This window comes from Bacillus sp. D7-8, from assembly GCF_052055895.1.
Lineage (GTDB): Bacteria > Bacillota > Bacilli > Bacillales > Bacillaceae > Bacillus > Bacillus velezensis.
Genome location: NZ_CP179922.1, coordinates 2,984,728 through 3,004,388, shown reverse-complemented (window position 1 = coordinate 3,004,388; position 19,661 = coordinate 2,984,728). Strand labels below are relative to the sequence as shown.

Sequence of the window (19,661 nt, the reverse complement as noted above, 5' to 3'; positions counted from 1 at the left end):
ACGTTCATGGAAAAAGGATTGCTGCTGTTTGCTCTCTCCTTTTTCCTTTTCCTTCCCCAAGCCGCAGCCGCGAATGAGGAAAATACTGATGTCAAGCCGAATGAATATGAAAAGAAAGACATTGAAATTCGTACGGATTACCTGCACGACGATGCCTACTCCGAGGAAAAAACGGCGCTTCCGAAAGAACAGAAGGATATTACGTTTGATCAGCAGGCCGAAAACCCGGATGACAAACTGATATCAAAGTTGTTTACATCGTCAGACACGGAGCCGAATACGATCAAAGCGCAATCGAAAAAACTGGGTATCACATTTGCCGAGCCTGCGGTGCGGCATACCTCGGCAGATATGGAAACGGAAGAGAAAAAGACTTCTTATCTGCTTCCTGTCATTTATGCCGTTTTGATCCTCCTCGGGATTGCGGCGATGATCTATCTGATCCCGAAAGTCACGGCGCAGGAAAAGGCAAAGCGGTAAACGGATCGCTTGTGTTTGCGGGAAGACAGCCCGTAAAATAAGAAAAAAAGGAGGAGTTTCATGCAGTTTTTTCTTATAACAGGCGCGTCAAAGGGCTTGGGCCGGGCGCTTACGGAACAGGCGCTTCAAGAAGGAGCCGAAGTCGCCGCGCTTTCAAGAACGATAAGCGGGGAAAAGCGTGAGGGGCTGACAGAATACAGTGTTGATTTAACCGATCTGGCAGATACCGGCCGGCAGATGAAGGCGATTCTTGATCAAGCAGAGGAGAAGGGATACTCCGCCGTCACACTGATCAACAATGCCGGAATGGTGGAACCGATCAAGCGGGCGAAAGAGGCTTCCGCCGAAGAATTGAACCGCCATTACACCCTTAATCTGACGGCGCCCGTTTTGCTCAGCCAAATGTTCACAAAGCATTTCGAAGCGTTCAGCGGCAGCAAAACAATTGTCAACATCACATCGGGCGCGGCGAAAAATCCTTATAAAGGCTGGAGCGCGTATTGCAGCTCAAAAGCGGGGCTTGATATGTTTACGAGAACATTCGGGTTTGAACAGGAAGATGAAGAGCTGCCGGTCCGCATGATCTCATTCTCGCCGGGAGTGATGGATACAGACATGCAGGCTGTCATCCGTTCTTCGTCAAAAGAAGATTTCCATGACATCGAACGGTTCCGCAATCTGAAAGAAACGAAAAACCTCAGAAGTCCTGAATACATCGCCGGCGTCATTCACTCACTGATCGCGGGCGAGCCGGAAAACGGACGGATATACGATATTAAAGAATTTTTGTAGAGCAGCGTTCACGCTGCTTTTTTTTGTTTGTACAATCACTTCGGTGTCCGGCGGCATATGATGAATGAAACAACGTATAAGGGGTATAAGAAATGTATCAGATGAATTGAGTTTCTTCTCGATTTATGTTAGGATTCTAAAAATATAAATAAGGAGGGGTTTCCATGAGAAATGTAACGTTAATGGATGTCTTCACCCATCCAATCGCACAAAAGTATTTACAGCGTTCCGGTGTCGCCCATGCGATCGCCTGCGCGTTTCATGCATACCGTCTTGCCGTAAAAGCAGGTGTCAGCCCGGATCTTGCGGCGAAAGCGGCCTTACTGCATGACGTCGGCCATTATGAATGGTACACAGACGGCAAATGGGATTATGAAAAGTACAGAAGAAACGATATCCATGCCATTAAAGGAGCGGAACGGGCGCATAAGCTGCTCATCCGGCTCGGTGAAGAACCGAAAGCGGCGAAGGACATTGCGCTGGCGATTCTGCTTCACACCGATTCCTATCTGCCTGAAGGCGAACTGGACAAGAATACGCTCCAGCAAATCGTGAAACAAGCGGATGAACTCGATGAAGAACCCGGCGGACATCACCATTACCGCCAAATGGATCACACGGCCGCGCTCAAACAAATCCAAAAGCTTGATCAGTTAATTGACCAAGCCCAATATCCCATAAGAAGTTCAGTCTAGGCCACTCATGCGGCCTTTTCCGCTTACATAACTCCGCATGCTCACTAACACCTTTTCCGCTCCGATAGACGTACTGTGTCAAAGCCTTTGTCCGCTGCATATGCTGAAGGAAAACATAGTAAAGGGGATCAGCGAAAATGGCCCATCAAGGAAGCCCGCAAATCGTCTCGTTAGTGGATCCTTACGTTTATCAGACCATCCATAAGCTTATCGGCTCAAGGTTTATCATTCAAACCGTCAGACGCATTGTCAGAGGACGGCTGATTGATGCCACTCCGGATCACATCGCCATTGAAGAAACGCATGACCGTGTATTTTATATCAGAAACCGCCATGTGGTTTCCGTCATGCCTGATTATACCGAACGCGTGTAACAGCCCGAATAAGGCGCAAACCGGAGGCGGCCCTATAGAACCCCGGTGCGTCTTCTTTTTTGAGATACATAGATGCACGGCGGCTTTTTTTGGTACAATCACAGTACAAGTTCACATGACAATAGGAGGAAACCGCTTGTTGAAATCAAAGGTCCATTTTTGGACGCTGCAAATTTTGCTCGTTTTGCTCATTATTTACGTATCAACGAAAGTCTCGTTTATTTTTCAGCCGTTTTTCGGTTTTATCACCACTCTGTTTTTTCCGATTTTGATCTCGGGCATTTTGTTTTTCATTTTTAATCCGATCGTACGCCTGCTTGAGAAAAAAATCCCCCGGACATTGGCGATCCTGCTCATTTATCTCGTTTTCATCGGCCTGATTGCCTTTATGTTCACCGCGATCGGACCGATTGTGGCTTCCCAGGTCACGGGGCTGATTAACAATTTCCCTGATTACATTCATCAGATTCAAGTCTTGACGGCGCAATTATCCCATTCCAAATGGTTTACGTGGATGATGACGCAGGATTATGTGTCGATAGAAAAAATCCAGCAGTCTCTGACGGGATTTTTACAAAGCCTTCCGCAAAATATTACGGCAAGCCTGTCGGCCGTGTTCGGCGTCGTTACGAATATCACGCTTGTCGTGATCACCGTTCCGTTCATTTTGTTTTATATGCTGAAGGACGGCCGGCGGTTTCCGCTCTTGGCGGTTAAAATCCTGCCTACTTCCTACCGGGCGGAAGGTCGGAAAATATTTAATGACTTATATGTCACATTGGCCGCCTATTTCCAAGGCCAGCTGTTGATTTGTCTCTTTGTCGGAACGGCATGCTTTATCGGATATTCGATCATCGGCCTGCAGTATGCGTTAATTCTCGGGATGGTGATCGCCGTCACCAATATTATTCCGTACCTGGGGCCGTTTCTCGGGGCGGCGCCCGCGGTGATTATCGCGTTTATGGATTCGCCGGCTAAGGCGCTGTTTGCCGTTATTGTTGTCGTTGTCGTCCAGCAGCTTGACGGGAACCTGCTTTCTCCGCTTGTCATCGGGAAACGGCTCAATACCCACCCGCTCACCATTATTCTTCTGCTTATCGGAGCGGGCAGTTTCGGCGGCATTCTCGCAATGATTCTGGCCGTGCCGGTTTACGCGGTTTTAAAAGCTTTTGTCTTAAATATCGTCCGGCTTATCAAACTTCGTCAGCGGTCAAAGCTAGAAGACAGCCGCAAGCCGAAATAAAAACGGGCACAACTCCCGATGCAGCGCATAAAATGCTGTAAAGAAAAGCGGAGGTGTGGGTATGCCTGCAATTGTGGGACCGATTTATATTATGAGTTTAGCCGGAGACGCTGCGGCGAGCTTCGGTGACGTGTTTGCCATTTCTCCCAAAGCCGTTGACCACTCAGGCGCGGGGGCAGGGGCGTTTCATTCCGGAGATTTTGTCAAAGTCACTAATAAATTCAGCAAAACGCGCTTTGAAGACATCGATGTGTTTGACGAACCTGATTGGTTTAACGCGTGACAGCCTCCTTTTAGGAGGCTGTCGCTTTTTTGTAGTATAATAGAATCAGTCTTTATAAAAGGGGAATTTTTTATGAAAATCAGAAAAGCGAATATTACCGTGCAGTCCGGAATGATCGGTGATGTATATCTGCATGAAAATAAAAAAGAACAGCATACCCTTGTAGCCGTTCCGGAACTTGAGTGGAGCACGATCATTTCCTATGAGGAAGAGAAAAAGGCGCTGGCGCAGCGGCTTTTACAATCATTCAGCAAGCTGATTGAAGAAGAACCCGCCGGAGAGCTCGCCGGCAAGATCTCCCATTGGGTGGCTGAAATGTAACGAAGCGGTTTACCGCGTCCCGTCCGGGGCGATAATTGTAAAACAAGCTGAGGAGGGACAGGCCGATGAGCGACAAAACGGTTGACCTTTATTTACAGCAGGGGATGTACGGCCCTCTGCAGACGAAACCGGATGAACGCCATTTATTTTTAGGCTCGCTGCGTGAAAGAGTCATCATTGCCCTGACGAAGGGGCAGGTGCTGCAAAAGCAGCCGTATGAAGAAGTGAAACAGGCGCTGAAAAGCCGAAAAGACGCGGTGCTCTATATAAACGGAAGGCTCCCGTATCATGCTTATTCACCATATATGAAGCTTGCCGCACTTGCCGGTGTCCGAAGCTCCGTCATATCGGATCTTCAATTCGAAACGCCGCTCGGCCTGGTTTTTGCCGCCGATTATGCCGTGAACCTTGACGGCATTTACGTACAGGATGACATTTTTCAGCGCTCACTCCTGAAATCTTAAAAGGGCAAAACACCGTTTGTCATTTTACAATGCCAATTCACTTACAAGTGGAGATAGGATATAATGGTTCTCATATGAATGGCGGGGAGGCCGGCTATGAAAAAAGCATTTATATGCATTGATTATACGAATGATTTTGCAGCAGAGAACGGGGCATTAACCTGCGGAGAACCCGCGAGACAGATTGAAGATACGATTGTCAGTTTGACGCAAGCATTTATAGAAAACGGTGATTATGTTGTCTTTGCGGTTGATTCGCATGATGCAGACGATGACTTTCATCCCGAGACACGCCTTTTTCCTCCGCATAATATCAACGGCACGGAGGGCAAAGAGCTGTACGGAAGGCTATCGCCTCTTTATGAGAAACATAAACACGCAAAAAACGTAAATTATATGGAAAAAACGAGATATTCTGCTTTTGCGGGAACGGATTTAGAGCTGAAACTGCGGGAACGGCAGATCACTGAGCTGCATCTTGCGGGCCTGTGCACGGACATCTGCGTTCTTCACACGGCGGTTGACGCCTACAACAAGGGCTTTCAGATCGTCATTCATCAAAACGCTGTGGCCAGCTTTAATCCGGAAGGGCATGAATGGGCCCTGTCCCATTTTAAGAACAGCATCGGAGCGCAAGTGGCAGAGTAAGGAAGGGGAAAACAATTTTGGTGGAGCATGGTTTTAAAGACGACAGTTTGTCTTTACATACAGATCTTTATCAAATTAATATGGCCGAAACGTACTGGAGAGACGGCATTCATGAGAAAAAAGCGATTTTTGAGCTTTTTTTCAGAAAGCTTCCCTTTGAAAACGGCTATGCGGTATTTGCGGGCTTAGAAAAAGCAATCGAATACTTGGAGAACTTCAAATTTACCGACAGCGATCTGAATTATTTAAAAACGGAATTGCACTATGCTGATGATTTCATTGATTATTTACGGGATCTTTCTTTTACCGGATCTCTTTACAGCATGAAAGAAGGCGAGCTCGTTTTTAACAACGAACCGATTATGCGGGTCGAAGCGCCCCTGATCGAAGCCCAGCTGATTGAGACGGCTCTGCTTAACATTGTGAATTACCAAACATTAATCGCCACGAAAGCGGCCCGCATTAAAGGCGTTGTCGGTGACGAAGACGCCCTCGAATTCGGAACGCGGCGCGCCCATGAAATGGATGCGGCTATGTGGGGAGCGAGAGCGGCTTTGATCGGCGGCTTCAGCGCAACGAGTAATGTAAGAGCCGGAAAGCGTTTTAATATACCGGTATCCGGCACGCACGCTCATGCGCTCGTACAAGCGTACCGCGATGAATATACGGCATTTAAGAAATATGCGGAGACCCATAAAGACTGCGTGTTTCTCGTAGATACGTACGATACGATCCGTTCGGGTATGCCGAATGCGATTAAAGTCGCAAAGGAATTCGGCGATCGGATCAACTTCATCGGCATCCGCCTGGACAGCGGGGACTTGGCGTACCTGTCAAAAAAAGCGCGTGAAATGCTTGATGAAGCGGGTTTCACAGACGCAAAGGTCATTGCTTCAAGCGATCTTGACGAGCACACGATATTAAACCTGAAATCACAAGGAGCGAAAATCGATACGTGGGGCATCGGCACGAAGCTGATTACCGCATACGATCAGCCGGCTCTCGGCGCGGTTTACAAGCTTGTCGCCATTGAAGAGGACGGCAAATTGACCGACACCATTAAAATTTCTTCAAACCCTGAAAAAGTGACAACGCCGGGAAGAAAGAGAGTATACCGGATTATCAACAAGCTGAATCACCACTCGGAAGGTGATTATATCGCGCTTTATGACGAGCGGGTAAATGATCAGAAACGCTTAAAAATGTTCCATCCCGTCCACACGTTCGTCAGCAAATTCGTCACTGATTTCTATGCGAAAGACCTGCATGAGCCGATTTTTGAAAACGGCGTTTTATGCTATGATAATCCCGAAATTACCGACATCCAGCAATACGTGCAGGATAACCTCAAACTTCTGTGGGAGGAATACAAACGGATCAGCAAGCCGGAAGAATATCCGGTCGATTTAAGCGAAGACTGCTGGAGCAACAAGATGCAGCGGATTCATGAAATCAAAAGCGAGCTGAAACGGGAACTTGAATAGAAGACAAAGCGGCCTTTCCTTTCTCTGGAAAGGCCTTTTTGTTGTGATAATATTTTTCACATTTAGACAAATTTCGTCAAGTTATTTGATATACTTATGTTCGAAGGCCGCATCTAAGGGGGTAAATGAATGAAGGTGTTTGTTGCGAGACAGCCTATCTTCAACAGAAACGAACAGGTTGTTGCTTATGAACTTCTTTACCGGGAGAGCGAAGAGAACCGTTATTCGGCCGCTGACGGAGATAAAGCTACGACGGATCTCATTATTAACAGCTTTATCAACATCGGAATCGAAAAGCTGACTGAGGGGAAACGCTGCTTTGTGAATTTTACAGAAAGCCTGATGTTTTCAGATCTCCCTACCTCCTTTGATCCTGACCAGCTTATTATCGAAATTCTTGAGGACATACCGATCACTCCGGCACTCATCTCAAGATGCAGACAGCTGAAGAAATTAGGATATACATTAGCACTTGATGATTTTTACGCCATCAATCCGGAAAATGAAGAGTTAGTGGAACAGCTGATGAAATATATTGATATTTTAAAAATCGATTTTTTGCAATCCTCGCGTCTGGAGCGCAAAAAAATCATTCAGACGTACAGCTGTAAAAGTCTGATTTATTTAGCGGAGAAAGTGGAGACGAGAAAAGATTATAAACAGGCGGCCATAGACGGCTTTCACCTGTTTCAAGGATATTTTTTCAGTGAACCGCGTGTCATCAGCGGAAATGATCTGACGTTTCATTTTCATTCTTACTACCAGCTTTTAAGCGAATTAAACAATGACCAGCCCAATATACAGCGCGTGACGGAATACATAGAGCGGGACGTCAGCTTATCGTATCAGATTCTGCGTTTTTTAAACGGATCGCAAACAAGGCTGAAAAAAAAGATAGACAGCATCCAGCAGGCCATCATGATGCTTGGGCTGAATGAGATTAAGCGCTTGATTTACATTCTTTCATTCAGAGATTTAACGGCGAAAAGCCACTCAAGCCAAAAAGAAATCATTAAGATTTCCTTAATCAGGGCCAAACTGTGCGAACTGCTGGCGAAAAGAACCGGAAGGCCCCAGCCCTCTTCTTACATGCTGATCGGCATGTTTTCGCTCATCGATACGCTTCTTCACAGGGAGCTGGAGGATATCATCAAAGAACTGCCTTTAATCGATGAAGTCGGACAGGCGCTGCTCGGTTATGAAAACGATTATTATAAGATGCTCGCGTTCGTCAAAGCCATTGAATGCAACAACTGGGACTGTGACGAGTGGGGAAAAGAACTGAACAAAGAAGAAGCGTATGAATGTTACTTACAGGCGATCGAATGGTGCCGGCAGCTGATCGTGGATTGAGCCGCTTTAAGCCGACCACCTGAGGGCGATGATAAACCGGCTTTGCTCTCTGACCAGACTGACACGGATGCCGTCGGGATTATACGTCACGTCAAAGTCAGTTTTGATGCCGGTCTGCTTAATGAGCCGCTTGACCGCTGCGGTGTCAGATGATTGCGCTGCGGTGAGGATACGGCGCGCAAGCTCTTTTGACGCCGACAGCCGCGCAAGGAGCAGGCGCGCATCCTCCAGCATGCCCGCAGCTTCTTTTGCGGACGCTGTCAAAATATCTGCGTGAACCGGGGGACTGGGCGCAGGATGCCGGTATGGCGCGGCGAAAACAGGGAAGCATGGATACAAATAATGCATACGGCGGCCTCCTTCCTGAGAAAACATTCGTTATATATGAGTATAGGCGGCGTGATAACGAGTTATGACATGCAAAAGACCACAATGCGGGGGTTGCGGTCTTTTTGGTGTTTGTCGGTGGTTATGCGACGCTGTTCGCCCATTCTGTTTTGAAATTGCGACGGCAGGGACTATAGTCCCTGCCGGTTTGTCGGAAAACCGTTAAAAAAACAGCAGAACCGCCAGATTGGTCTGCTTCATCCTAAACGTCTGCCTTTCTGGTAGTTATATAGTCCTGTTCGCTAAATGCTTCATTCGGGACTATGGGATTACCCCGGTTTGCGGTGTCACGCAGATACTTTTACACATACTTTTCGGTGAAAAATCCCGCAAAAACGTTTACACTATTAGTAACAGATCAAATACCTAGGACTCGTTCACCATACACAATTCATTGATCTTTCAAAAAAAGGAGTGTGGAAACGGTGGAAAACAAATTAGAAGAAGTAAAGCAATTATTATTCCGACTTGAAAATGATATCAGAGAAACAACCGACTCATTACGAAACATTAACAAAAGCATTGATCAGCTCGATAAATTCTCATATGCAATGAAAATTTCTTAAAAAGACTTGGAAACAAGTCTTTTTTTTGTGCATTTGTTATACAATTAATGGATAAAGTATTATATGATTGTTAAAAAACAATAAACATGCTGTATTTGAACAAAAGGGTTTAGTAAAATAAAGTGAGGGATTCATATAGCTAAGAAATTAACTCTAGAAGCAGAAGATGTAAAGGACACAATAAACCATATTCTCAAAAAAAATGATGTGAATAAAGAAGTAAGTAAACATGTTGTGAATTTTGCTGATACAAAAAACAACTTTCCATTTGCTGAGTTAGCTTTAGATCATTATTTGGCTTTTGGAGGGAATGATTTTGAAGAAATACTAGATTTAGGAACAGGGATTGAACTGCTTATCTTAGCGGCTGATATTTTTGATGACATACAAGATAAGGATCGTCCAAATGCAGAATGGATGAAAATGGATCAGGCTGTATCTTTAAATATTGCAACCTTAATTTATACAATAGCTCTCCAAGTTATATCATCTCGAGATCCGGAAGGATTATTACTCAAGACAGCTCTAAAATATACAGTTCAAGCTATGGAAGGGCAACACATTGATTTGGTTGATAATACTTTAACTGAAAATCAATGCATTGAAATGATTAAGAAAAAGTCAGGGGCTTTGACAGCTTTAGCAAGTATGCTGGGTGCTGTACTTGCAACTAAACGTTATCAATCAGATGTGGAGCAGTATGCTTTCTATATAGGGGTTGCAGCTCAATTAAAAAATGATTTATTTGAGATAATGTATGTGAATAATACGGAAACCTTTTTCAAAAAGACAAATTTGGCAATTCAGTTCTTAGAGAAAAAATTCAACACAGTATCCACAGAATTGTTAAACAACAACTTTCAACAATCAGAGTTAAAACGGCTTCTCTTAGACTCTGGTGTTATCCATTATATGTCAGTGATGATTAATGTATATAATTTGAAAGTGAAAAATGGACTCGAAAATTTAAATTTGACTTTAGAGAACAAAAACTATTTAATTAAAAAAATTTGCGAAAATGAGAAGGTGGATAAAAATGCAGGAAATAGTAAATTATTTAGTTCGTAATCCCGAAATTGTTCAAAAATTGAGAAGAGAAGAAGTCAGTATCATAGGTTTAGATAAAGAAGAGGTGAAAGGGGTATTGCTTGGATTTGATCAATTAATCTCAATGAGTTCAAAAGACGAGATATATTGGAAACCGTCATGAAACAGGGGTAAATATGAAGTTATCTAAAAATACGTATTCCATTTTATTAATTTTACTCAGCTTGTCTTATATTTTCTATTTAACTTATATAAATGTAAATAATTTATTTGTAGGAGCCACCGCAAATGTTAATAATAAGAATCAAATAGAGATTACCAAAGTATCAGATTACACAATGGCATATTATGCTGGTGTTAAAAAAGGTGACATTGTAATTAAAATTAATCAGAATAAGAGCGTTGAACCAAAAGATTTAAAACAAAATACATTGAAAAACGTAAGGTCTATGACAGTTGAAAGATCTGGTGAAATAGTTGATCTGAAAAATTTAAGTTTATTAAGTGAAGACAACTTATTTGTTTATTTAATACCTGTTATTTTTTTCTTTGTATGCCTTAGTTGTATTATCCTTATTTTAAAAATTAATAAGGAGCAAGATTCAGTTTCAGCTTTTATATTGATCATCTTTTTACTCACTACTGGTATAGCATATGTAAGTGCGGGAGGTTCATCAAAAGGAGATATAATAAGCCGATACGTAAATGTCATAACTTTAATATCCGTACCGGTAAATTATCTCTTGTTTATTTATCAATATATCAAAGAATTTGGATACAAGATTTTTAACGGGAAAGTTTTTGTTGCTTTATATACAGTCCCTGTTATTAATATAATACTAGAGTTTTTTAGGCATTGCTTTGAAAGAGGAGTAGTGGGGAAAGTTAATTTAGTATCAATATCTCTCCTTTATTTGATAGCTTTATTTTTCATTACTGTAGGTTTAATAAAGTACAAAAAAACAGAGCAAGCAAATATTCTTAAGACTTTTCTTTTAATTAATATTTTTGCTTTCTCACCATTTGTATTTTTGTATGTGGCACCCTACATCATTTTTAATGACTATTATGTTTCTTCTTTTTTAGTTGCGCCTTTTCTTTTATTAATTCCTTTTTCTTTAGTTTATCAATTTATGACTAATAAAATCTATGAAATTGATTTTATTATTGGGCGGTTGAAATATTATAGTCTTTTAGCTGTCACTCCTACTTTACTTATTATTACAATTTATGATCTTGTACAAGATCCAAACTCAGAGTTTTATACGTTTAAACTAACTTTGCTGACATATATTATTATGTTGGCTGTGTTTTATTCAAAAGAGATCTTAGATTTTCGTTTCCGTTTAAAGCGTTTTTCTGAAAAACATAATTATCAGGACAGCATATTCAAGTTTACTCAAATAATTAAAGGAGCTTCATCCTTAAAGCAAGTATTCACTGAACTTGAATCTACTCTACTTGAAGTTTTGATGGTTAGTAAAGTATGTGTTTTAGAGGTAGAAGGAGACTTAAATGTAAGGTATTTTTTTAATGATAATGAGAAAAAATTATGGGAGCTGTATTCTCATCAATTAGCTGAAACGACAAGTGAAATTGGCAAGATAGTTCAGGTGGATAAAGGGTTTTTAATGAAAATAGGGGAACGGGGCACTAAATCATACATTGTACTGTGTTTATCATTTATGAATACTCCGAAACTAACTTGGGATGAGATTTCTTGGTTAAAAACCTTATCATTCTACACCAGTATTACGATGGAGAATGTGCTTAAAATCGAAGAACTTATGAATCATCTCGAAGATTTAAAGAAACAAGAGACAAACCCGGTCTGGCTAAAAAAGCTGATGTTTACGATCGAGGAAAAGCAGCGTTCGGATTTGGCCCGTGATCTGCATGATTCAGTGCTGCAGGACTTGATTTCTTTGAAGCGCCAGTGTGAGCTGTTTCTGGCCGATTTTAAGAAAGAGGAGCCTTGCCACATAGAGGTGCAGGACAAGCTTCATCAGATGAATGAGCAGATGTCGGATGTCATTTTGATGACCCGGGAGACGTGCCATGAGCTTCGTCCTCAGCTGCTGTATGATTTGGGCCTGGTCAAGGCGGTATCCAAGCTTGCCGCACAGCAGCAGGAGCGTGCGCCGTTTCATATCCGTCTGAATACGGGCCGGTTTACGGCGGCGCTGGATTTGGATACGCAGCTGAATTTGTACCGCATTATTCAGGAATTTCTTTCGAACGCCATGAAGCATTCACAGGCGAATGAGGTGCTGATTATGCTGATCAGCATTCAAAATAAAGTGATTCTGCATTATGAAGACGACGGTGTCGGCTGCAATCAGGAAGAAGGCGGCGGGCAGTCGATGAGCATGGGTCTTTCGGGTATTAAGGAGCGCGTCCGTGCGCTTGACGGACGGATGAAAATCGACACAAGTGAAGGAAACGGTTTTAAAGCGGATATTGAAATGGAATTGTAACCAATTTATCACCAAATCGACTTGGCAGAAGCCAAGTCTTTTTAATAAAATGGAAATGAGTGAGTAAAAGGGAGGAAACCATGAAAAAGATACTAGTGATTGATGATCATCCGGCTGTCATGGAGGGCACCAAGACGATTCTGGAAACGGACACGAATCTTTCTGTCGATTGCCTCAGTCCTGATGCCAGTGAACAATTCGTTCTCCGGCATGATTTTTCAGCTTACGATCTCATATTAATGGATTTAAATCTGGGTGATGACATCAGCGGCATAGAGCTTTCCAAGAAAATCTTAAAAGAGAATCCTCTCTGTAAAATCATTGTCTACACAGGCTATGAGGTTGAAGATTATTTTGAAGAATCCATCCGCGCGGGCCTGCATGGCGCCATCAGCAAAACCGAATCTAAAGAGAAAATCATGCAATACATATATCACGTGCTCAACGGACAGATTTTAGTTGATTTCTCCTATTTCAAACAGCTGATGACCCAGCAAAAAACAAAAACGTCTTCTTCCCCTCAAAGTGAGCAGGATCGGTTAACCCCGAGAGAGCGCCATATTCTCCAAGAGGTCGAAAAAGGTTTGACCAATCAGGAAATCGCAGATGCGCTTCACTTAAGCAAGCGGTCGATTGAATACAGCCTGACGTCCATTTTTAACAAGCTGAATGTCGGCTCCCGAACTGAAGCGGTGCTGATCGCCAAGTCAGATAACGTACTATAAATCTTGAAGGGAGAATGACCTATGAATCTGAACAATACATTGCTCGGCGCACTCGGTATTGAAATCACTGAAAATACGCCGGAGAGATGCGTGGCGGTGATGCCGGTGGATAAGAGGACGGTGCAGCCTTTCGGATATCTGCATGGTGGCGCGTCAGCAGCTCTGGCGGAGACTGTTGCAAGTGTCGGGGCCCAGCATTTTATCGACCGGTCGAACCAGGCGTGTGTCGGGCTTGAGATTAATGCTAATCATTTAAAATCCGTGAAAGAGGGCGGGACGGTCACAGCGATTGCGAAACCCGTTCACACAGGCAGGGCAACCATTGTGTACGAGATTAACATTTTCGATGAACGGGAAAGGCTGATCTGTGTTTCCCGCTGCACACTGGCTGTTATAACAAAATAAACAAACAGCCGGAACCCTGAATCGTCCGGCTGTTTGTTTTTACAAATATGAATCTTCTTTTCGTTTGATCACAAAGTTTCTGATTCCTTTGTAATCATCCTGTACGCTTCTTTTATCAAGCGCCGCTCCCGAATTGTACGCGGCCCTGCATATGAGGTGCGCTCCGACCGGCGCCGTCAGCAGGATAAAAATGATGCCGAGCAGTATTTTTACAGAAATTTCTCCGGTCAGCATCCACAAGTAGCCTAACACCCCGAGCAATACCAAATTAACGCCGAGTGTCGAGCCTTTTGAAGAGGCGTGGGCGCGCGTATACACATCAGGAAGCCTGAGTGTGCCGAAAGACGCGACCAGGCAGATCAGCGATCCCATCAGAATACAAACGGCGACGGCCCATTTAACGATTTCGATCATTTTCGATAATCTCTCCTTTCTCCAAAAACTTAGCAAAGGCAATCGTGCCGATAAACGATAAAATGCCGAGCAGCAGAATGATGTCCAAAAAGGCCGATGTGTTTAAGAGAATGGATACAAGCGCGGTCATGGCAATCAGATTAATGCCGATCCCATCAAGCGCGACGACCCGGTCCGGTATCGTAGGCCCTTTTATGACGCGAATGACGTACAGAAGAGTCGAAACCGCCATAATGCCGAGTGATAATTGCAGAATAAACGTAAACATCAGCGGCTCACCTCCTGAATGGCTTTCTCAAAAGAGACGCGGATGTCATGGATCGCTTTCTCCGCATCTTCAATGTCCATGGCGTGTATATAGAGAATCGACCGGTCATCGGAGATATCCATCACGAGCGTACCCGGTGTTAAAGTGATTAACAGCGAGAGCAGCGTGATCTCCCAATCCTCCGTCAATTCCGTCTTAAACGCGAAAATGCCCGGGCGGATGTTCAGTTTCGGCGATATAACGGTTTTCAGCACGCTGACATTGGCCAAATATAATTCCTTTATAAAGATCAGCGCCAGTTTGATGACTGACCATATTTTCCAAATGTAAAACGGCCGCGAGAAGAAGCGCCGGAAAAAAAACAGCGCCGCCAAGCCCGCGATAAATCCGGTCATAAAACCCGCCGCGCTGAGGCTGTTTGTGAGAAACATCCAGCAAACAGCGAGAAGAACATTTAATAATAGTTGAAAAGCCATGCCATCTACTCCTTCAAAACAGCTTCAATGTATTTTTCCGGATTCAGCAGATTCTCAGCCGTCTGATTGACATACGGTGAAACCCATTCGGTTCCGAGCCCGAACAGAAGCGACAAAAGGAGAAAAGCGGCTGCCGGATAAAGAAGTCCTTTTGCGGACCGTCCGCCTGCGCCGGGGATTTCTTTTTCTTCCCCCCAAAAAGCCGTCGTAAAAACCTTCAGCACGGAATAGAGCACAAGCAGGCTTGATAAGAGAATCAATACGGAAAACAAAGTTTCCCCCTTATCGAACCCGCCTTCCGCGATCTTCAGCTTGCCCACAAATCCGCTGAACGGCGGGATGCCGGCCAGAGATATGGCTGAGATAAAGAACATCCATCCCAAAACGGGATAACGGGTGATCAGTCCGCCCATTTTATGCAGGCTGGCAGTGCCTGTCAAAGCGATAAGCGTGCCGGCGAGCATAAACAGCGCTCCTTTAATCAGCATATCGTGAATCAAGTAATAAACCGCTCCTTGAATGGAGGCCGGCGTGTTCATGGCAATGCCGAACAAAATCACGCCGACGGCTGTAATAATATTGTAGATGACGATTTTCATGACATCCGAAAAGGCGATAGATCCGATTACGCCGAATAACACCGTCAGCATCGCAAGCCACATCATCAATTGGTGGGTAAAGCCCGTATCGTGAATAAAGATCAGGGTGAATACTCTTAAAATGGCGTACAGGCCGACTTTCGTCAAAAGAGACCCGAATAAGGCCGAAATCGCAGCCGGCGGGGCGTAATAAGAGCCCGGCATCCAGAAATACAGCGGGAATATCCCGCCCTTTAAACCGAAAACGACGAGAAGAAGGACGCCGATGACGGTTATCAGCCCGGTCTGGCCCGATTCGCTTATTTTTACGCTTAGGTCAGCCATATTCAGCGTGCCCGTCACCGCATATAAGTAACCGACGCCGATGACAAAAAACGCGGATGACACAATGTTAAACACGATATACTTCAATGATTCTCTTAATTGAATTTTCGTTCCGCCAAGCACGATCAGCATGTAGGACGCGATAAGCAGAAGCTCAAAAAAGACGTACATGTTGAACAGGTCACCCGTCAAAAACGCTCCGCTTACGCCGGCCAGAAGAAACTGCACCCCTGAATAATAGAAAGCGCGCTCCCTTTTTTCTCCGATGGAGCGGAAGGAGTACAGGGTGACGAGCAGCCCGATTATGGCGGTTGTCAAAACAAGCAGTGCGGCAAGCTGATCCGCGGCGAGCACAATGCCGTACGGCGCTTTCCAGCCGCCGAGTGTCAGCGTCTGAATCCCGTGTGTGAAAACCGTCTGAACGAGAGCGGCGCTGATGACGATGGAGACACAGGAAGCGGCAGTGCTGAATACCCGCATCAGCATCACGTGCCTGTTCATAAAAATCAGCAGCACTGCGGCAAGCAGCGGCACCAGAATAGGCAATATCACAAAGTTATTCATGTTGATCATTTCCCCTCATTCGATCCATATCGTCCGTTTTCAGTTCCTGATAGGCGCGAAACGCCATCACAAGCAGGAAGGACGTGACGCCGAACGAAATAACGATCGCCGTCAGTATGAGTGCCTGCGGCAGCGGATCGACAAACGACGTGCTTTTTCCGCCCAGTATGGGAGGGGCGCCTTTTTTCAGTCCGCCCATGGTCAGAAGCAGCAAATGGACGCCGTGGCTTAAAAGCGCGGTGCCGATAATCACGCGCAGCAGACTTTTAGAAAGCAGCAGGTAGGTTGCCGCCATAAACAAAATACCGGCAATGACAGACATTAAGATTTCCACTATTCTTCCTCTCCAATCGTTTGAATAATGGTCATCGTCACGCCGACAACAACGAGATACACACCTAAATCAAACAAAGTGGCCGTCGCAAGCTCCGTATTCCCAAGCACCGGGAGATGAAAATGGCCGAATGTATGGGTGAGAAAGGGTGCTCCGAATAAGAACGAACCTGCACCCGTTGCAATCGCGATAAGCAGACCCGCGCCCGCCACATAAATAAAATTGACGGGCAAAATCGATTTGACGGTTTTTAAATCAAAGGCCAAAAGCAACAGCACGATGGCCGAAGACGTAATCAGTCCGCCGACAAATCCTCCGCCGGGAGCGTTATGCCCCGATAAAAATAAATAGAAAGAGAAAAGCAGAATGATAAAAGATACAAGCTTCGTTGCCGTCTGAAGGATGATGTCGTTTGTGTTTTGCTGTCTCAACGCTCTTCTCCCTCCTCTTTTACTTTCGTTCTGATCATGCCGTAAATCCCGAGTGCGGCAATCGACAGCACCGTGATTTCAAACATCGTATCAAATCCCCTGAAATCAACGAGGATGACGTTGACGATATTGTTTCCTCCCCCGAGCTTATGGCTGTAAGCGGTGAAAAAGGAGGAGATGCTGTCTTTTGTTTTTTCGCTGGAAGACGCGATTCCGAGCATTGTCACGATGACGCCGACACCGAGAGAAATGATAAAATTCGTCATCCGGAATGTTCTTGTCTTCTTTTTTCGCCGCATTTTCGGCAGATGGTAAAAACAAAGAAGAAACAAGGCGACGGATATCGTCTCAATGACGAGCTGCGTGAGCGCCAGATCGGGCGCTCTGAAAATCACGAAAAACAGCGCGAGTGTGTACCCGACAACACCGAGTGAGATAATGGCCGTCAGCCGCGATTTGGCGAACACAGTCGCAATCGTTGCGCTCACCATAACGAGGGACAGCACGATTTCATACAGGCCGATTTCAGCCATGCCTTTCGCTGTCATGGAAAAGCCGCCTTTTGTGACGAACGCCGTTCCGATGAGAATGATAAACGCCGCAAAGATATACAGCAGATAATCCCGCAAAAATCCGGTCATATACGATGACGTCAGCTGGTAAGATCTTTTTTCCATACTGCCCGTCACCGCATCGTAAAGCTTGTTCAGCGTCAGTTTTTTCGGAAACAGACCGTACAAACGCTCCCATTTAGACAGCGTTACGTAACCGATCGTGCCGACAATGATGATACCGAGGGTCATCATTAGCTCAGCCGTCACCCCGTGCCACTGGGAAATATGAACATGGAATGTATCTCCGCCGGTTAACAGAGCCGGATAAATGGAGTTCATCGCCGGTTCAATCAGGCTGTAAGACAAAACGTTCGGTGCAAAAAACAGACTGACGGCGCAAGCGGCAAGAATGACCGGCGAAATCAGCATGCCGAGCGGAGCTTCATGCGGCGTCTTTTCAAGCTGATCAGGTTTGCGCGCGCCGCTGAACGTTCTGAAAAACAGCTTCATGCTGTAGATGAAAGTGAAGACGCTCCCGATCCATGCGAGAACGGGGAACAGCACGCCCCACGTATCCAGACTGAAAATATCTGCATGAGCAATCCGCAGCATACTTGTAAAGAACATTTCTTTACTTAAAAAGCCGTTAAACGGAGGGAGGCCCGCCATGGAAAACGTTCCGATCAGTGAAACGGTGAACGTTACCGGCATAAGCGCCATCAGGCCGCCGAGCCTGCGGATGTCCCGTGTTCCCGTTTCATGGTCGATAATGCCGACCGCCATAAATAAACTTCCTTTAAAAGTAGCATGGTTAATTAAGTGAAACACAGCCGCGGTGACAGCCGCCGTAAAATACTCTGAATGCTGGTAATGAAGCGCGGCGGCTCCTGCGCCGAGCATCGATACAATCATACCGAGCTGGCTGACTGTGGAAAATGCCAGAATCGCTTTTAAATCGGTTTGTTTCATCGCATTAAAGGAAGCCCATACCATCGTGATCAGACCGACTGAGGCAACCGTCCAAAACCAGACGGGTGAAAATGCAAAAACCGGACTGAATCTGGCAATCACATAAATGCCCGCTTTCACCATTGTAGCCGAGTGCAGATAGGCGCTGACAGGAGTCGGCGCCTCCATGGCATCAGGCAGCCAGATATAAAACGGAAACTGCGCTGATTTCGTAAAAGCCCCCAATAACAGGAGAACCATCGCCGGAATAAAGAACGGATGGCCTGCGATAATATGCACCTGGTTGACCATTTCCCTAATACTGAAAGAATCCGTCATCAGATACAGCAGGATAAAGCCGCCGAGCATGCACAGCCCGCCGCCGACGGTAATCAGCAGTGACTTTTCCGCCCCGTAGCGTGATTTCTTCCGCTTATGCCAATACCCGATTAATAAGAAGGATGACAGGCTTGTCAGCTCCCAGAACATATAAAGCACGATGACGTTATCGACGAGCACAACGCCGAGCATCGCGCCCATAAACATCAGCAGGTACACATAAAAGGGGCCGAGCTTTTCTTTGTCCTTCGATAAGTAAAAAATACTGTAAAGCGTCACTAAAGAGCCGATGCCCGTAATCAATAAAGCGAATAACAGCCCGAGTCCGTCAAGATAAACGGTATAGTTAATACCGAGGGACGGAATCCATTCGGCCGCATACCGGACGGTTTCCCCAGCCATTGTTACAGGGAGCTTGCTGATAAAGTAAACAAACAGCACAACGGGCACTATCAGCACAAACCAGCCTGTATGGACTTGTTTTACCCGTTTATAAAGAAAGGGAACGATAAATGTAAATAAAAAAGGCGCCAAAATCGCGAAATGTAACAGCTGCAACAGAAGACCTCCTTTGCTTGTTTTTTCATCAAGCAACTGCTTTATGTAAGAGTGAATCAATCAATTCACGGTCATAGGACCCAGTACAAATTATATCGCACTTTTTTT

25 protein-coding genes are annotated in these 19,661 nt (G+C 45.0%); 17 read left to right on the top strand and 8 right to left on the bottom strand.

The window, feature by feature from the left end; all coding sequences use genetic code 11:
* Positions 1-6: 6 nt before the first annotated feature.
* The 11 genes from essA to ACKTRM_RS14710 all read left to right on the top strand — a co-directional run bounded on the left by essA (position 7) and on the right by ACKTRM_RS14710 (position 8,137).
* On the top strand, positions 7-480 hold the full coding sequence (essA, locus tag ACKTRM_RS14760; protein ID WP_012118319.1) for a type VII secretion protein EssA: 474 nt from the start codon (positions 7-9) through the stop codon (positions 478-480).
* A 60-nt stretch (positions 481-540) separates the two neighbouring features.
* Positions 541-1,272: a (S)-benzoin forming benzil reductase gene (locus ACKTRM_RS14755; RefSeq protein ID WP_012118318.1), complete on the top strand. Its 732-nt coding sequence runs from the start codon at positions 541-543 to the stop codon at positions 1,270-1,272.
* A gap of 164 nt (positions 1,273-1,436) precedes the next feature.
* A complete protein-coding gene (locus tag ACKTRM_RS14750; RefSeq protein WP_007613450.1) occupies positions 1,437-1,967 on the top strand; it encodes an HD domain-containing protein in 531 nt (176 codons plus the stop codon).
* Between the two features lie 137 nt (positions 1,968-2,104).
* Positions 2,105-2,341 carry a DUF2642 domain-containing protein gene (locus ACKTRM_RS14745; RefSeq protein ID WP_003152023.1) on the top strand — a complete coding sequence of 79 codons (237 nt, stop codon included), beginning with the start codon at positions 2,105-2,107 and terminating at the stop codon, positions 2,339-2,341.
* Between the two features lie 136 nt (positions 2,342-2,477).
* Entirely contained in the window at positions 2,478-3,584 is a 1,107-nt protein-coding gene (locus ACKTRM_RS14740) for an AI-2E family transporter (protein ID WP_023357110.1), read from the top strand.
* 61 nt (positions 3,585-3,645) lie between these two features.
* Complete coding sequence (locus ACKTRM_RS14735; RefSeq protein WP_007408682.1) at positions 3,646-3,867, top strand: spore germination protein; 222 nt, start codon at positions 3,646-3,648, stop codon at positions 3,865-3,867.
* Between the two features lie 72 nt (positions 3,868-3,939).
* On the top strand, positions 3,940-4,188 hold the full coding sequence (locus tag ACKTRM_RS14730; RefSeq protein WP_003152028.1) for a YueH family protein: 249 nt from the start codon (positions 3,940-3,942) through the stop codon (positions 4,186-4,188).
* Positions 4,189-4,253: 65 nt separating this feature from the next.
* Positions 4,254-4,652, top strand: coding sequence for a YueI family protein (locus ACKTRM_RS14725; protein ID WP_003152031.1), 399 nt, complete (start codon positions 4,254-4,256; stop codon positions 4,650-4,652).
* 96 nt (positions 4,653-4,748) lie between these two features.
* Complete coding sequence (locus tag ACKTRM_RS14720; protein WP_003152033.1) at positions 4,749-5,300, top strand: cysteine hydrolase family protein; 552 nt, start codon at positions 4,749-4,751, stop codon at positions 5,298-5,300.
* Between the two features lie 17 nt (positions 5,301-5,317).
* Positions 5,318-6,784: a nicotinate phosphoribosyltransferase gene (locus ACKTRM_RS14715; protein WP_014418767.1), complete on the top strand. Its 1,467-nt coding sequence runs from the start codon at positions 5,318-5,320 to the stop codon at positions 6,782-6,784.
* Between the two features lie 129 nt (positions 6,785-6,913).
* Complete coding sequence (locus ACKTRM_RS14710) at positions 6,914-8,137, top strand: EAL and HDOD domain-containing protein (RefSeq protein ID WP_007408678.1); 1,224 nt, start codon at positions 6,914-6,916, stop codon at positions 8,135-8,137.
* A gap of 6 nt (positions 8,138-8,143) precedes the next feature.
* On the opposite strand, the gene ACKTRM_RS14705 is transcribed toward ACKTRM_RS14710, so the two are convergent.
* Positions 8,144-8,485 (bottom strand): hypothetical protein, encoded by a 342-nt coding sequence (locus ACKTRM_RS14705; RefSeq protein WP_012118316.1) that lies wholly within the window; start codon positions 8,483-8,485, stop codon positions 8,144-8,146.
* 464 nt (positions 8,486-8,949) lie between these two features.
* Here ACKTRM_RS14705 and degQ point away from each other — a divergent pair, with 464 nt between their 5' ends.
* The 6 genes from degQ (at position 8,950) to ACKTRM_RS14675 (ending at position 13,744) form a co-directional block, all read left to right on the top strand.
* Positions 8,950-9,090, top strand: a complete 141-nt coding sequence (gene degQ, locus ACKTRM_RS14700) for a degradation enzyme regulation protein DegQ (protein ID WP_003152043.1) — start codon at positions 8,950-8,952, stop codon at positions 9,088-9,090.
* A gap of 207 nt (positions 9,091-9,297) precedes the next feature.
* A complete protein-coding gene (locus ACKTRM_RS14695) occupies positions 9,298-10,158 on the top strand; it encodes a polyprenyl synthetase family protein (RefSeq protein ID WP_012118315.1) in 861 nt (286 codons plus the stop codon).
* Positions 10,127-10,300: a competence pheromone ComX gene (comX, locus tag ACKTRM_RS14690; protein ID WP_012118314.1), complete on the top strand. Its 174-nt coding sequence runs from the start codon at positions 10,127-10,129 to the stop codon at positions 10,298-10,300. Before ACKTRM_RS14695 ends, comX begins: the two co-directional genes overlap by 32 nt.
* A 13-nt stretch (positions 10,301-10,313) precedes the next feature.
* Entirely contained in the window at positions 10,314-12,614 is a 2,301-nt protein-coding gene (locus ACKTRM_RS14685) for a histidine kinase (protein WP_012118313.1), read from the top strand.
* Between the two features lie 80 nt (positions 12,615-12,694).
* Positions 12,695-13,339 carry a response regulator transcription factor gene (locus ACKTRM_RS14680; protein ID WP_003152052.1) on the top strand — a complete coding sequence of 215 codons (645 nt, stop codon included), beginning with the start codon at positions 12,695-12,697 and terminating at the stop codon, positions 13,337-13,339.
* A 21-nt stretch (positions 13,340-13,360) separates the two neighbouring features.
* Positions 13,361-13,744 (top strand): hotdog fold thioesterase, encoded by a 384-nt coding sequence (locus ACKTRM_RS14675; protein WP_012118312.1) that lies wholly within the window; start codon positions 13,361-13,363, stop codon positions 13,742-13,744.
* 39 nt (positions 13,745-13,783) lie between these two features.
* Here the strand turns inward: ACKTRM_RS14675 and mnhG are convergent, their stop codons facing one another.
* Genes mnhG through ACKTRM_RS14640 form a run of 7 tightly spaced genes read right to left on the bottom strand, consistent with a single transcriptional unit; the run spans position 13,784 to position 19,553 of the window.
* The gene (gene mnhG, locus ACKTRM_RS14670; protein WP_003152056.1) at positions 13,784-14,158 is read right to left on the bottom strand and encodes a monovalent cation/H(+) antiporter subunit G; all 375 of its coding nucleotides are present in this window, start codon (positions 14,156-14,158) and stop codon (positions 13,784-13,786) included.
* Positions 14,142-14,426, bottom strand: coding sequence for a Na(+)/H(+) antiporter subunit F1 (locus ACKTRM_RS14665; protein ID WP_012118311.1), 285 nt, complete (start codon positions 14,424-14,426; stop codon positions 14,142-14,144). The genes mnhG and ACKTRM_RS14665 overlap by 17 nt, the downstream gene beginning before the upstream one ends.
* Positions 14,426-14,902, bottom strand: coding sequence for a Na+/H+ antiporter subunit E (locus ACKTRM_RS14660; RefSeq protein WP_007408672.1), 477 nt, complete (start codon positions 14,900-14,902; stop codon positions 14,426-14,428). The genes ACKTRM_RS14665 and ACKTRM_RS14660 overlap by 1 nt, the downstream gene beginning before the upstream one ends.
* A 5-nt stretch (positions 14,903-14,907) precedes the next feature.
* Complete coding sequence (locus ACKTRM_RS14655) at positions 14,908-16,389, bottom strand: Na+/H+ antiporter subunit D (RefSeq protein ID WP_041482212.1); 1,482 nt, start codon at positions 16,387-16,389, stop codon at positions 14,908-14,910.
* The gene (locus ACKTRM_RS14650) at positions 16,382-16,723 is read right to left on the bottom strand and encodes a Na(+)/H(+) antiporter subunit C (protein WP_003152063.1); all 342 of its coding nucleotides are present in this window, start codon (positions 16,721-16,723) and stop codon (positions 16,382-16,384) included. The genes ACKTRM_RS14655 and ACKTRM_RS14650 overlap by 8 nt, the downstream gene beginning before the upstream one ends.
* Positions 16,723-17,154: a Na(+)/H(+) antiporter subunit B gene (locus tag ACKTRM_RS14645; RefSeq protein WP_007408670.1), complete on the bottom strand. Its 432-nt coding sequence runs from the start codon at positions 17,152-17,154 to the stop codon at positions 16,723-16,725. Before ACKTRM_RS14645 ends, ACKTRM_RS14650 begins: the two co-directional genes overlap by 1 nt.
* On the bottom strand, positions 17,151-19,553 hold the full coding sequence (locus ACKTRM_RS14640) for a Na+/H+ antiporter subunit A (RefSeq protein ID WP_012118309.1): 2,403 nt from the start codon (positions 19,551-19,553) through the stop codon (positions 17,151-17,153). The genes ACKTRM_RS14645 and ACKTRM_RS14640 overlap by 4 nt, the downstream gene beginning before the upstream one ends.
* Between the last annotated feature and the right edge of the window lie 108 nt (positions 19,554-19,661).

Coding starts and splice junctions, on each gene's coding strand:
- ACKTRM_RS14745 (WP_003152023.1), top strand. CDS start 2,105: ATGGCCCATCAAGGAAGCCCGCAAATCGTCTCGTTAGTGGATCCTTAC.
- ACKTRM_RS14725 (WP_003152031.1), top strand. CDS start 4,254: ATGAGCGACAAAACGGTTGACCTTTATTTACAGCAGGGGATGTACGGC.
- ACKTRM_RS14755 (WP_012118318.1), top strand. CDS start 541: ATGCAGTTTTTTCTTATAACAGGCGCGTCAAAGGGCTTGGGCCGGGCG.
- ACKTRM_RS14735 (WP_007408682.1), top strand. CDS start 3,646: ATGCCTGCAATTGTGGGACCGATTTATATTATGAGTTTAGCCGGAGAC.
- ACKTRM_RS14655 (WP_041482212.1), bottom strand. CDS start 16,389: ATGAATAACTTTGTGATATTGCCTATTCTGGTGCCGCTGCTTGCCGCA.
- ACKTRM_RS14665 (WP_012118311.1), bottom strand. CDS start 14,426: ATGTTTACGTTTATTCTGCAATTATCACTCGGCATTATGGCGGTTTCG.
- ACKTRM_RS14675 (WP_012118312.1), top strand. CDS start 13,361: ATGAATCTGAACAATACATTGCTCGGCGCACTCGGTATTGAAATCACT.
- mnhG (WP_003152056.1), bottom strand. CDS start 14,158: ATGATCGAAATCGTTAAATGGGCCGTCGCCGTTTGTATTCTGATGGGA.
- ACKTRM_RS14750 (WP_007613450.1), top strand. CDS start 1,437: ATGAGAAATGTAACGTTAATGGATGTCTTCACCCATCCAATCGCACAA.
- ACKTRM_RS14660 (WP_007408672.1), bottom strand. CDS start 14,902: ATGGCTTTTCAACTATTATTAAATGTTCTTCTCGCTGTTTGCTGGATG.
- ACKTRM_RS14680 (WP_003152052.1), top strand. CDS start 12,695: ATGAAAAAGATACTAGTGATTGATGATCATCCGGCTGTCATGGAGGGC.
- ACKTRM_RS14720 (WP_003152033.1), top strand. CDS start 4,749: ATGAAAAAAGCATTTATATGCATTGATTATACGAATGATTTTGCAGCA.
- ACKTRM_RS14705 (WP_012118316.1), bottom strand. CDS start 8,485: ATGCATTATTTGTATCCATGCTTCCCTGTTTTCGCCGCGCCATACCGG.
- ACKTRM_RS14685 (WP_012118313.1), top strand. CDS start 10,314: ATGAAGTTATCTAAAAATACGTATTCCATTTTATTAATTTTACTCAGC.
- ACKTRM_RS14730 (WP_003152028.1), top strand. CDS start 3,940: ATGAAAATCAGAAAAGCGAATATTACCGTGCAGTCCGGAATGATCGGT.
- ACKTRM_RS14710 (WP_007408678.1), top strand. CDS start 6,914: ATGAAGGTGTTTGTTGCGAGACAGCCTATCTTCAACAGAAACGAACAG.
- comX (WP_012118314.1), top strand. CDS start 10,127: ATGCAGGAAATAGTAAATTATTTAGTTCGTAATCCCGAAATTGTTCAA.
- essA (WP_012118319.1), top strand. CDS start 7: ATGGAAAAAGGATTGCTGCTGTTTGCTCTCTCCTTTTTCCTTTTCCTT.